Source organism: Caballeronia sp. J97, from assembly GCF_905220305.1.
GTDB lineage: Bacteria > Pseudomonadota > Gammaproteobacteria > Burkholderiales > Burkholderiaceae > Caballeronia.
Map to the genome: position 1 here is coordinate 204,595 of NZ_CAJMZL010000004.1, position 12,276 is coordinate 216,870.

At 65.4% G+C, this 12,276-nt stretch carries 9 protein-coding genes; 6 read left to right on the plus strand and 3 right to left on the minus strand.

Annotation, left to right across the window (positions count from 1 at the left end):
* Nucleotides 1-36: 36 nt before the first annotated feature.
* The 4 genes from nagA (at nucleotide 37) to nagE (ending at nucleotide 6,624) form a co-directional block, all read left to right on the plus strand.
* Nucleotides 37-1,140 carry an N-acetylglucosamine-6-phosphate deacetylase gene (gene nagA / locus U4Y90_RS09245; RefSeq protein ID WP_321794267.1) on the plus strand — a complete coding sequence of 368 codons (1,104 nt, stop codon included), beginning with the start codon at nucleotides 37-39 and terminating at the stop codon, nucleotides 1,138-1,140.
* Nucleotides 1,133-2,140, plus strand: a complete 1,008-nt coding sequence (locus U4Y90_RS09250) for an SIS domain-containing protein (protein WP_321794345.1) — start codon at nucleotides 1,133-1,135, stop codon at nucleotides 2,138-2,140. The genes nagA and U4Y90_RS09250 overlap by 8 nt, the downstream gene beginning before the upstream one ends.
* A 12-nt stretch (nucleotides 2,141-2,152) precedes the next feature.
* Nucleotides 2,153-4,741 carry a phosphoenolpyruvate--protein phosphotransferase gene (ptsP, locus tag U4Y90_RS09255; protein ID WP_321794268.1) on the plus strand — a complete coding sequence of 863 codons (2,589 nt, stop codon included), beginning with the start codon at nucleotides 2,153-2,155 and terminating at the stop codon, nucleotides 4,739-4,741.
* A gap of 86 nt (nucleotides 4,742-4,827) precedes the next feature.
* On the plus strand, nucleotides 4,828-6,624 hold the full coding sequence (gene nagE, locus U4Y90_RS09260; RefSeq protein ID WP_321794269.1) for an N-acetylglucosamine-specific PTS transporter subunit IIBC: 1,797 nt from the start codon (nucleotides 4,828-4,830) through the stop codon (nucleotides 6,622-6,624).
* Between the two features lie 131 nt (nucleotides 6,625-6,755).
* Here the strand turns inward: nagE and rpoH are convergent, their stop codons facing one another.
* Nucleotides 6,756-7,691, minus strand: a complete 936-nt coding sequence (rpoH, locus tag U4Y90_RS09265; RefSeq protein ID WP_321794346.1) for an RNA polymerase sigma factor RpoH — start codon at nucleotides 7,689-7,691, stop codon at nucleotides 6,756-6,758.
* A 362-nt stretch (nucleotides 7,692-8,053) separates the two neighbouring features.
* On the opposite strand from rpoH, the gene U4Y90_RS09270 reads away from it, so the two are divergent.
* Both U4Y90_RS09270 and U4Y90_RS09275 read left to right on the plus strand, forming a co-directional pair.
* Nucleotides 8,054-8,620 (plus strand): acyloxyacyl hydrolase, encoded by a 567-nt coding sequence (locus U4Y90_RS09270; RefSeq protein ID WP_321794270.1) that lies wholly within the window; start codon nucleotides 8,054-8,056, stop codon nucleotides 8,618-8,620.
* A gap of 45 nt (nucleotides 8,621-8,665) precedes the next feature.
* Nucleotides 8,666-9,049, plus strand: coding sequence for a nuclear transport factor 2 family protein (locus U4Y90_RS09275; RefSeq protein WP_008351729.1), 384 nt, complete (start codon nucleotides 8,666-8,668; stop codon nucleotides 9,047-9,049).
* Nucleotides 9,050-9,065: 16 nt separating this feature from the next.
* On the opposite strand, the gene leuA is transcribed toward U4Y90_RS09275, so the two are convergent.
* Both leuA and ybiB read right to left on the minus strand, forming a co-directional pair.
* Nucleotides 9,066-10,718: a 2-isopropylmalate synthase gene (leuA, locus tag U4Y90_RS09280; RefSeq protein WP_321794271.1), complete on the minus strand. Its 1,653-nt coding sequence runs from the start codon at nucleotides 10,716-10,718 to the stop codon at nucleotides 9,066-9,068.
* Between the two features lie 431 nt (nucleotides 10,719-11,149).
* Complete coding sequence (ybiB, locus tag U4Y90_RS09285; protein ID WP_321794272.1) at nucleotides 11,150-12,127, minus strand: DNA-binding protein YbiB; 978 nt, start codon at nucleotides 12,125-12,127, stop codon at nucleotides 11,150-11,152.
* Nucleotides 12,128-12,276 lie beyond the last annotated feature (149 nt).

Here is a 12,276-nt window from a genome sequence, read left to right on the forward strand (position 1 = left end):
ACCTCATTCATGCATCGCGTACTTCCAGAGAACTTCATGCTGAAAGGAAACATACTCACGACCGACGGCTGGATCCACGGCTCGGTCCGATTCGAAAACGGCCGCGTGACGGCGCTCGAAGGCCATATCGCCGATCCGCTCGCCAACGACGCGCCGTACATCCTGCCGGGCTTCATCGACCTGCACGTGCATGGCGGCGGCGGGCGCGACATCATGGAAGGCGGCGACGCGGCGGACACCGTCGCGCGCCAGCATGCGCAGCACGGCACCACGAGCCTGCTCGCCACCACGATGACCGCCCCGCGCGATGAACTCATGGCCGTCGTCGCGGGTCTCGGCGAACAGGCGAAACACCGCGCCGCCGGCGGCGCGCGCATGCTGGGCGTGCATCTGGAAGGCCCGTACATCAATCCCGGCAAGCTCGGCGCGCAGCCGGACGCCGCCGCCGTCGCCGTGCGCGATGAAGTGCTCAAGTATCTCGAGCTCGCGCCGATCCGCGTCGTCACGATCGCGCCGGAGATCTCGGGTCATCTCGACATCATTTCCGAACTGGCCGCGCGCGGCGTGCGCGTGCAGCTCGGTCATTCGCTCGGTACGTACGACGACGCCGTCAACGCGCTCAAACACGGCGCGCGCGGCTTCACGCATCTGTTCAACGCGATGTCGCCGCTGCATCACCGCGATCCCGGCATGGTCGGCGCCGCACTCGCGCATGCCGAATACGCCGAACTCATTCCCGACCTGCTGCACGTGCATCCGGGCGCCATTCGCGCCGCGATGCGCGCGATCCCGCGCCTCTACGTCGTGACCGACAGCACCTCGGCCGCCGGCATGCCCGACGGCGAATATCGCCTCGGCAGCCAGCATGTCACCAAATGCATGGGCGGCGTGCGTCTCGCGGACGGCACGCTCGCCGGCAGCACCCTGACGATGGATCAGGCGCTGCGCAATCTCGTTTCGCTGGGCATTCCGCTCGCGGACGTCTCGAATCGCCTGTCGCGTTTCCCCGCCGACTATCTCGGACTCGAAGACCGCGGCCGCATCGCGCGCGGCGCATGGGCCGATCTCGTCGTGCTCGACCGGGAACACGCGCTGACCGCCACGTACGTCGAAGGAGAATCAATTGTCGAATATGCTTAATGAGGCGCTGGAGTCCGCCGACGTCGTCGCGGCCCAGCTCGCCGATACCTCGCGCATCGAGGAACTCGCGGAGAAGCTCAAGGAGCAGCCGCGCAATGTCGCGCTGACGGTCGCGCGCGGCAGCTCGGACCACGCCGCCAGTTATTTCGCAAGCCTGACGATGAGCCGCATCGGCGTGCCGGTCGCGTCGCTGCCGATGTCGGTCGCGACGCTCCAGCAGGCGCCGCTGCGCGTCTCCGGACAACTCGCCGTCGCGTTCTCGCAATCGGGCAAGAGCCCCGACCTCGTCGGCACGATGCAGGCGCTGCGCGATGCGGGCGCGTTTACCGTGGCCGCCGTCAACGTCAATGGCTCTCCGCTCGAAGACGCGTGCGAATACTTCCTGCCTTTGCTCGCCGGCCCTGAACTTTCCGTCGCCGCGACGAAGAGCTATATCGCGATGCTGTCGCTGTCGGCGATCGTGATCGCGCACGTCCAGCGCGACGTCGAATTGCTCAACGCGCTGAAGACGCTGCCCGACGCGCTGCGCGCCGCCGGCAGGCTCGACTGGACGCGCGCCGTCGACGAGTTGAAAAACGTCGATCGCATGATCGTGATCGGCCGTGGCCTCGGTCTCGCCATCGCGCAGGAGGCCGCGCTCAAACTGAAGGAAACGTCGGGCATCCAGGCCGAAGCGTTTTCGAGCGCGGAAGTGCGTCATGGTCCGATGGAAATCATCGATAAAGACTATCCGCTGCTCGTGTTCGCGCCGCGCGGGCCGGAGCAGGCGGGGCTCATCCAGCTTGCAGCCGATATGCGCGCTCGCGGCGCGCGTGTGCTGCTCGCCGCGCCGGACGACGTCGCGCAGGCGGAACTGCCGCTCGTCGCCACCGATCATCCGGCGCTCGATCCGATCGCCGCGATCCTTTCGTTCTATGTGATGGCCGCGGGTCTGGCCGCCGCGCGCGGGCGCAATCCCGATGCGCCGCGCCACCTGAACAAGGTCACCGAAACCCATTGAGTGAGATAGCCGATGCGCCGTGCCGAGGAGTCCCTGTTGAACCATTCCATCGATAACCCGAACGACGTCGTGCTGCTCGCGCCGTTCACCGGTCCCGTCGTGCCGCTCGCCGAGGTGCCCGATCCCGTGTTCGCCGAGGGCATGTTCGGCGACGGCATCGGCATCGATCCGCTCGATAACGTGCTCGTCTCGCCCTGCGACGGCACCATCACGCATCTCGCGCGTACGCATCACGCCGTGACGCTGCGCACGAAAGAAGGCGCGGAGATTCTGGTGCACATCGGCATCGACACGGTCGAGCTCGGCGGCAAGGGTTTCACGCCGAAAGTCCAGCAGGGCGCGACGGTGCGCGCGGGCGAGCCGCTCATCGAATTCGATGCCGACTTCGTCGCGCGGCACGCGCCGAGTCTCGTCTCGGTGATCGCGGTCGCCAATGGCGATGCCTTCGATGTCGCCGATCGCGCCGGCCGTGGCGTGCTGAACGCGGGCTCGCGCATGCTGGTCCTGCGCGCGAAGCAGGGCGAGAAGGCCGAGACGGCGCGCGCGGGCGTGGTCGTACTGGAAGAGGCGCGCCGCAGCCTGACGCTGGCGCATGCAGGTGGCTTGCATGCGCGTCCGGCGGCGCGGGCGCGCGAGGCGGCGCGCGGCTTCGACGCGAAGGTCGAAGTGCGCTACGAAGGCAAGAAGGCGCCGGTCGAAAGCGTGGTCGGTCTGCTCGGTCTCGGTGCGGGCGAGGGCGCGACGATCGAGCTCGTCGGCATCGGCGCGCAGGCGCAACAAGCCGTCGAAGCGGTCGCCACGGAGCTGCTGCGCGCGGCGCAGGGCGAAGTCGAAGAGACGCCCGCGCGCGCGAAGTCGCCGGCGCCGGTCGTGAAGGCGGGCGTATCGGGTGAGCCGTTGCCGCCGAACACGCTCGCGGGCGTGTGCGCGGCGCCGGGCATCGCGGTCGGCAAGCTGGTGCGCTGGGACGATCAGGAAATCGTGCCGCCGGAACAGGCGAGCGGTTCGTCGGCGGCGGAAAGCCGGGCGCTCGATAAAGCCATCGCGCAGGTCGACGCCGAACTGGGCGAAACCGTACGCACCGCGTCGCAGCGCGGCGCGGTCGGCGAAGCGGGCATTTTCGCGGTGCATCGCGTGCTGCTCGAAGATCCGACGCTCGTCGATGCCGCGCGCGATCTGATCAGCCTCGGCAAGAGCGCGGGTTTCGCGTGGCGCGAGGCGATCCGCGCGCAGATCGCGCTGCTTTCGAACGTGCAGGACGACTTGCTCGCCGAGCGCGCGGCCGATCTGCGCGATATCGAGAAACGCGTGTTGCGCGCGCTCGGGCTCAGCAACACGGCAGCGCGCGAGTTGCCCGAAGAAGCGGTGCTCGCCGCCACCGAGTTCACGCCGTCCGATCTGTCATCGATCGACCGCACGCGTGTCACCGCGCTCGTGATGGCGCGCGGCGGCGCGACGTCGCACGCGGCGATCATCGCGCGGCAGATCGGCATTCCGGCGCTCGTCGCCATCGGCGATGCGCTGCATGCGATTCCCGACGGCACGCAGGTGGTCGTCGATGCATCGGCGGGACGCGTCGAGCACGCGCCGACCGCGCTCGACGTCGAACGCGCGCGCAACGAACGCGAGCGTCTCGCGAGCGTGCGCGAGGCAAACCGGAAGCTGTCGCGGGAAACTGCATCGACGAAAGACGGCCGGCATATCGAAGTCGCCGCGAACATCGCGACGCTCGACGACGCCCGCGCCGCCGTCGAGAACGGCGCCGATGCGGTCGGCCTGCTGCGCACCGAACTGCTGTTCATCCATCGCCAGTCGGCGCCGACGGTCGCGGAGCACGCGCAAAGCTATCAGGGCATCGTCGATGCCTTGCAGGGCCGCACCGCGATCATCCGCACGCTCGATGTCGGCGCGGACAAGGAAGTCGATTATCTGACGCTGCCGCCCGAGGAAAACCCGGCGCTCGGCCTGCGCGGCATCCGTCTCGCGCAAGTGCGTCCCGACTTGCTCGACGACCAGTTGCGCGGCCTGCTCGCCGTGAAGCCCGCGGGCGCCGTGCGCATCCTCCTGCCGATGGTGACCGATGCCGGCGAGTTGCAGCGCCTGCGCGCACGTATTGACGAACTCGCGCGCGAAGCAGGTCGCACCGAGCCGATCGAAGTGGGCGTGATGATCGAAGTGCCGTCGGCGGCGCTGCTTGCCGATCAACTCGCGAAGCACGCCGATTTCCTCTCGATCGGCACCAACGATCTCACGCAGTACACCCTCGCGATGGACCGTTGCCAGCCCGATCTCGCCGCGCAGTCCGACGGTCTGCATCCTGCCGTGCTGCGGCTCGTCAAGGCGGCGGTGCAGGGCGCGGAAAAGCACGGCAAATGGGTCGGCGTATGCGGGGCGCTCGGCGGCGATCCGGTCGCGGCGCCCTTGCTCATCGGGCTCGGCGTGACGGAATTGTCGGTCGATCCGGTTTCCGTGCCCGGCATCAAGGCGCGCGTGCGCAATCTCGATTACCAACTGTGCCGTCAGCGCGCCGAGGATTGCCTCGCGCTCGAATCGGCTCAGGCAGTGAGAGCGGCAAGCCGCGAAATCTGGCCTCAGGACTAACCGTCCGTTCTGCAGCCGGTTTCACGGATGCTTTTTCATCATCCCCCGAAGCAGTAACGACAAGACTTATATTTTTGGAGAACCCGATGGACGCCAACCCGTTTGCAAAGATGCAGCGACTAGGCCGCGCGCTGATGCTGCCGATCGCCGTACTACCGGTGGCCGGCCTGCTTCTGCGTCTCGGTCAGCCCGATGTCTTCAACATCAAGATGATCGCCGACGCCGGCGATGCGATCTTCACCAACCTGCCGCTCCTGTTCGCGATCGGCGTGGCGGTTGGTTTCGCGAAGGACAACAACGGCACGGCGGGCCTCGCCGGAGCGATCGGCTATCTGATCGAAGTGGCCGTGATGAAGGACATCAACGACAAGCTCAACATGGGCGTGCTGTCGGGGATCATCGCCGGTATGGTGGCCGGCTATCTGTACAACCGGTACAAGGACATCAAGCTGCCCGAATATCTGGCGTTCTTCGGCGGCAAGCGTTTCGTGCCGATCGTCACGGGCGTCGCGTGTCTCGCGCTCGGGATCGTCTTCGGCTACATATGGCAGCCGGTGCAGGCGGCCATCGACGGCGCGGGCAACTGGCTGACGACGGCCGGCGCACTCGGCACCTTCGTGTTCGGCGTGCTGAACCGGATCCTGCTCGTGACGGGCCTGCATCACATCATCAACTCTCTCGCGTGGTTCGTGTTCGGCTCGTTCACGCCCCCGGGCGGCGGCGCGGTGGTGCATGGCGACCTGCATCGCTTCTTCGCGGGCGACCCCACCGCGGGCGGCTTCATGACCGGCTTCTTCCCGATCATGATGTTCGGCCTGCCGGCAGCCTGTCTCGCGATGTTCCATGAAGCGCCGAAGGAGCGCCGCGCGATCGTCGGCGGCCTGCTGTTCTCCATGGCGCTGACCGCGTTCTTGACGGGCGTGACCGAGCCGATCGAGTACAGCTTCATGTTCCTCGCTCCGGTGCTCTACGCGATTCACGCGGTCTTGACCGGCCTGTCGCTCGCGATCTGCTCGGCGCTCGGCATCCACCTGGGATTCACGTTCTCGGCGGGCGCGATCGACTACGTGCTGAACTATGGTCTGTCGCAGCGCGGCTGGCTCGCGCTCGTGATCGGCGCGGTGTACTTCGTCGTCTACTATGGGCTGTTCCGCTTCTTCATCCGCAAATTCAACATGGCCACGCCGGGCCGCGAGCCCGCGACGACCGATGCGGAAACGGATGTCGATACCACGGTCGCGGGCGGTCTGATTCCGCCGGTTCCGGGCGCGGTTGCGTCGGCGTCGAACTCGCGCGCTGCGAAGTACATCGCGGCACTCGGCGGGGCGTCCAACCTGACGCTCGTCGATGCCTGCACGACGCGTCTGCGTCTGTCGGTCGTGGATTCGGAGAAAGTGTCGGAGCCGCAGTTGAAGACGATCGGCGCGCGCGGCGTGCTCAAGCGCGGCGCGACCAACGTGCAGGTGATCATCGGGCCGGAAGCCGACCTGATCGCCGATGAAATCCGAAGCGAACTCGAGCACTCGTCGACGCGCGGCGCGACGCCCGCATCGTCGACGCCGGCGCCGGCGCAACCGGTCGCGGCAGCATCGAGCGCCGATCAGACGCCCGGTCCGCTCGATCCGGACCCGTTCCGCTGGCTCGCGGTGTTCGGCGGCGCGACCAACGTCGCCTCGCTCGACGCGGTTGCCCAGACGCGCCTGCGCGTGGTCGTCCGCGATCCGGCGTCGGTCGATCGTCAGCGCTTGTCTTCGCTGGATGTCGCCTGGGTGTCAGCGGATACGTTCCACATCGTTGTAGGTGCGGCGGCGCAACGTTACGCGACGCAGTTGTCCACGCGCTTGTCGGGCAGCGGCGGCGGCACTGCACCGATGCCAGCCTGACGCGATAGCCGATGGTTGAAAACGAGCGGCACCTTCGGGTGCCGTTTGTTTTTTCAGCGCGGAGCAAAAGAAAGAGCCCGCCGTCTTGTCGACGGCGGGCTCTTCAATTTCTGCTACAGCACAGTCGGGTGTTATGCGTAGTCGTGCAACGCCGAGCGCATCTTCTTCATCGCGCTCGCCTCGATCTGGCGAATGCGCTCCGCCGATACGCCGAACTCGTCGGCGAGTTCATGCAGCGTCTTGCCGCCCGAGCCGTCGTCCTGCACGTCGAGCCAGCGCGCCTTGATGATCCGGCGGCTGCGCTCATCGAGCGATTCGAGTGCGTCGGCGAGGCCGTCGCTTTGCAGCTTGTCGAACTGGCGCGCAGCGATGACGTTGGTCGGCTCGTTGTGCGAATCGGCCAGATAGGCGATCGGCGCGAACGCTTCTTCGCCGTCCTCGACCTGGCCTTCGAGCGCGATATCGCCGCCCGACAAGCGCGTTTCCATCTCCGCGACTTCCTCGCGCTTCACGTTCAGCTCGTTCGCGAGACCGTCGATCTCGTCCGGCGTGAACGCCGAATGACTGGTCTTGTGGCTACGCAGGTTGAAGAACAGCTTGCGCTGTGCCTTGGTCGTCGCGACCTTCACCATGCGCCAGTTGCGCAGGATGTATTCGTGGATCTCGGCCTTGATCCAGTGCATGGCATACGACACCAGGCGCACGTTTTGCTCCGGGTCGAAGCGCTTCACGGCCTTCATCAGACCGATGTTGCCTTCCTGGATCAGGTCCGCGTGCGGCAGTCCGTAACCAAGATAGTTACGGGCGATCGACACGACAAGGCGCAGGTGCGAAAGCACTAGCTGGCGCGCGGCGTTCAGGTTGCCCTGCTCGCGAAATTCGGTGGCGTACTGTCGTTCCTCTGCCTGTGAAAGCATCGGAATACGGTTCACTGCTTGTATGTATGAATCGATGTTGCCGATCTGGCCGGTCAGCATCGACGACTGTGCGTACGTCAGCGCGCCTGCCGAAGATGCCTTGGCAGGTGCCGAGTTCACAACATTCGGAAGGGTCATCGCATTGGTCACGCTCATAAGCTCCTTATCAACTATTCACATGCCGCTTAAAACGGCGGCAGGTCAGACACGATATTAGCACTCCGCTTCAACGAGTGCTAAGTGTTAGAGCAAGGGGGAATGTGGGAGTTCCCACAAAAACTATCGAATTTGCGGGACCAATAGGACAGACTGTTGCGCAGAGCGCGGAAGAAGCTACCGAAGACGGATTTATCCTCGAATCAATTGCCGGTTTTGTGCGCCGCGGCGAAAGAAAATTCAACGAACTAGCGAGACGCGATGCGATTTCTGCAATTGTTTCAAAACGTCACTAGAATTCGCCAGACGACTGTAGCTAGTGCAACACGCCCTTCTTCCGGGTAAATGGGGTGCTCATGCATAAAAACAAGAGTTTACGGCATCGCCCGCTATCGCGCGTGGCAGTGTGTGCTGTGTTTGGCCTCGCATCGACGGCGGCACATGCTGATCGATTCGGCGTCCAGGTGGCGGGCGGCGTGGCCGACCGCGACATCAAAAAAGCCGATATCGGCGTGTCCTGGGACCCGGGCCTCACCTGGTGGGAGATCGGCGGCTTTCACTTCACGCTCATCGGCGAGGGCCATGTGTCCTTCTGGCATACGACCGAGGACAACGCCGTGCATCCGAACATCTGGGAAATCGGCATTACGCCGGTGGTGCGCTTCGTGAAGAGCGCGGGCTACTTCCGGCCGTTCATCGAGGCCGGCGTCGGCGTGCGGCTGCTTTCGCACACGCGCATTACGGAGGATTTCAGCGTGGGGTCGGCGTTCCAGTTCGCGGACATGGTGGGCGTCGGCATGATCTTCGGCGCGAAGCAGAACTATCAGGCGGGCCTTCGTTTCCAGCATCTGTCGAACGGCGGTATCAAAGAGCCGAATCCTGGTATAAATTTCAGCCAGCTATATCTGCAATACAACTTCTGACGAGGCGCCGGCGCATCGGTTCCTCGACACAAGGGGAATCGACAGATGCCGGCAAAAACCATTGAGGCCATCCGCGGCCTCGAGCGCGACCGCTTCCGTGCCATGGTCGAGGGCGACGGCCCGGCGCTGGATGCGCTGCTGGCCGAAAACGTCAGCTACGTCCACACCAACGGCAAGCGGGAGACGAAGCGCCAGTTCATCGACGCGATCACCGCGGGCCGCCGCCGCTATCGCCAGATCGAGATTCAGTCGCAGGACGTGCTGCCTGCCGGCCGCGATACGTGTCTCGTGTCGGGTCGAGCGTTGATCGAGATGGAATCGAAGAACGGCGCGCTGCTGTTTCCGATCGCCTATACCGCCGTTCACGTGCAGACCGAAGGTCAATGGCAACTGCTCGCGCTGCAGGCGACGCGCGTGGCGCTCGAATAGCCACGCGCGCCGCGCGTCACGCTTCGACGGCCTCGTCCTGCCGCACGTCGTCGACGATCCGCCCGGAGCGGTTGACCGCGCTCACGACGGCATCGGCGACCGCGAGCGCCGGATTCGCATGCACCGCGACGCCGAAGCGGGTCGGACCATCGCCGACGCGGCAGCCGACGAACGCCGCGGTGTCGCCGCTCGCAGTCACGGCTGTCTCGAACCAGTTCACGTTCGCGTCCGCGCCGAGCGCCGAGGCGACCGCCTGCGCGTAAGCGTCGCCACTTGCAGCGCTCGCCGCCGGCGTCAGCGCAACGCGCCGCCCGAACACCGCCAGCGTCGAAACGTCGACGCGCGATACCGGCCCGCCGGCGTCGAAATACTCGCGCTCGAAGAGTTCGCAAATCGCTTCACCGCCGATTTCCGCGCCCGATGCATCGGCGATCCGTTGCACGGCGTGGCTGAACTCGATCTGCACGCGCCGCGGCGGCGTGAAGCCCAGCCCGCGTTCGAGCAGATACGTCGAACCGCCCTTGCCGGACTGACTGTTCACACGGATCACGGCATCGTAGCTGCGGCCGAGATCGGCCGGATCGATCGGCAGATAGGGCACTTCCCACGTCGTGCCCGACACGCGCTGCGCAAAGCCCTTGCGGATCGCGTCCTGATGCGAACCCGAAAACGCGGTGAACACGAGGTCGCCCGCATACGGATGGCGCGGATGCACCGGAATCTGGTTGCAGCGCTCGACGACGCGGCGCACTGCGTCGATATCGGAGAAGTCGAGGCCCGGGTCGATGCCCTGTGTGTACAGATTCATCGCGAGCGTGACGAGATCGACGTTGCCGGTGCGCTCGCCGTTGCCGAACAGGCAGCCTTCGATCCGGTCCGCGCCCGCGAGCACCGCCATTTCCGCCGCCGCGACCGCCGTGCCGCGATCGTTGTGCGGATGCACCGACAGCACGATGCTGTCGCGAAAGCCCATGTTGCGGTCCATCCACTCGACCTGATCGGCGAACACGTTGGGCATCGCGGCTTCGACCGTCGCGGGCAGATTCACGATCATCTTGTGATCGGGCGTCGGACGCCACATTTGCGCGACCGCGTCGCAGACTTCGCGCGCGAACGAGAGCTCCGTCATGCTGAAGGTCTCGGGTGAATACTGGTAGATCCAGTGCGTGTCCGGCCGCGCCGCCGCACATTCCTTGATGATGCGCGTGCCTTCCACGGCGAGCGCCTTGACGTCCTCTTTCGACTGGTTGAACACGATCTTGCGGAACGCCGGCGCGATCGCGTTGTAGAGATGCACGATCACCTTGCTCGCGCCTTCGACGGCTTCGAACGTGCGCTCGATCAGCTCGCGGCGCGACTGCACGAGCACTTCGATGGTCACGTCGTCCGGAATGCGCTTTTCGTCGATCAATTTGCGCACGAAATCGAAATCGGTCTGCGATGCCGACGGGAAGCCCACCTCGATTTCCTTGAACCCGATTTTCACCAGCATCTCGAAGAATTCGAGCTTCGCGGCGATGCTCATCGGCTCGATGAGCGACTGGTTGCCGTCGCGCAGATCGGTGCTCATCCAGATGGGCGCCTTCTCGATCGTGCGGTTCGGCCAGCGGCGGCCATTCAGACGGACTTGCGGAAACGGGCGGTATTTCTCGGCGGGGTTCGGCATCATGATCGTCGATCTCTCTTTGGACGGTTTGCGTAGCGCCTGCGAGAGAGGCCGTGTCCGGCGGCTGGCCGGGCGTGGCGGAATGCACGTGAGACTGGGCCGTGCGCGCGTGTCACGGAGTCACCAGCGATGGTGACGCCTGCGACCAACGTGAACGTGCGCGAAGCAGCGTGCATTTGACCCTCGCGTTTTCGTCTCGCGGGATGCGCGAACGAAAAAGCTGACGACTACAGGTGGTAAGAAAAGGAACTGCGGGAACTGCTGGCAGGACCGCGCGCCTTGCGACGCACGGCGCTACGTCTGGCGACTTACGCTAGACGTAGCGATAGGGGCCGCGCTAGGCGGCCCGAGATAATTCGGAGGGAGACGTGCTGGTTGAAGCTCATGGCGTTCACTTTAAACCAGCGCTGAAGAATGTGTCAAATCGGGTTTGCCTAGTTATCGACCGGTTTGCGAACGACATCGGCGATCACTTCGACCTGCCGCGCGACCGCGGGCGGCACCGGCACGTCACCGCGCAGCACGCATTCGATCCAGCGCGCGGTGGTCGCGGCATCGAGCGTCTCAGGCAGATCGACGCGCGGCGCGTCCGGCTGCGAATGCTCCGGCGCGATCAGCGTGTCGACGTGGCCGTCGTGGAACCAGTCGACCTGGACCTGGCGACGCGTATCCGCGACGGCTTCGCCTTCCGTGCCGCGCGCAAGCAGTGCGCCGCCCGCCGCCGCGTCTGGGTGCTCGGTGAAAAGCCCAGTGAGGCTCTCGCGATACTCCGGATGCGTGTAGTTGACGAGCCTCAGGCCCGGATCGGCGAACGGCTGAAGAATTTTCACGAGTGTGTGCGTCGAATTGCGCACGCCCATGCGGCGTCTGAGCGCGAGGAGACGCGCGAGCTTTGGCGCGAGCACGGTGATCGGCGCGAACGCGAGACGGCGCGACGCGAGGCTGTCTTCGATTTCATCGTGCGAAGCCGCGTGCGCGATGCCCAGTTCGGCGAAGATTTCGGCGCTCGTCACGCGGCCGGGATCGTCGCTGACGCCGTGCACCAGCACCGGCACGCCTTCGCGCGCGAGCAGAAGCGACAGGAGAGGCACCAGATTCGGCGTCCTGCGCGCGCCGTTGTAGCTCGGAATCGACACGGGCCGCGCGTGCTCGCGGCCATCCTGGACATGGAGCGGCTCGAACGAGCGATGTGCGGCGGAAAGCATCGCGGCGAGTTCGGCGGCGGATTCGCCCTTGACGCGGTAGGCGAGCAGCACCGCGCCCAGTTCGAGTTCGGGGACGCGGTCCTCGAGCATCGCTTCGTAGAGCGCGTAGGTGTCGTCGCGAGAAAGAGCGCGCGCGCCGTTCGGCCCACGGCCGATTTCTTTGATGTAGCGTGCGCAGGCAAAAGTGGGGGCAGCGGAGTCGGTCATCGGAAAGATGCGCGAACGGGCGCTCGATTCCGTACTGTGAGCGATGCCGTTGCGCGTTCAAGGGTGCAGGAATGCTATTGAGTATCGCATTTGTTGGGCGCTGGCAAGCCGCGCGAGCCGAACGTTTCGCGCAGTATTCCTTCGATGCT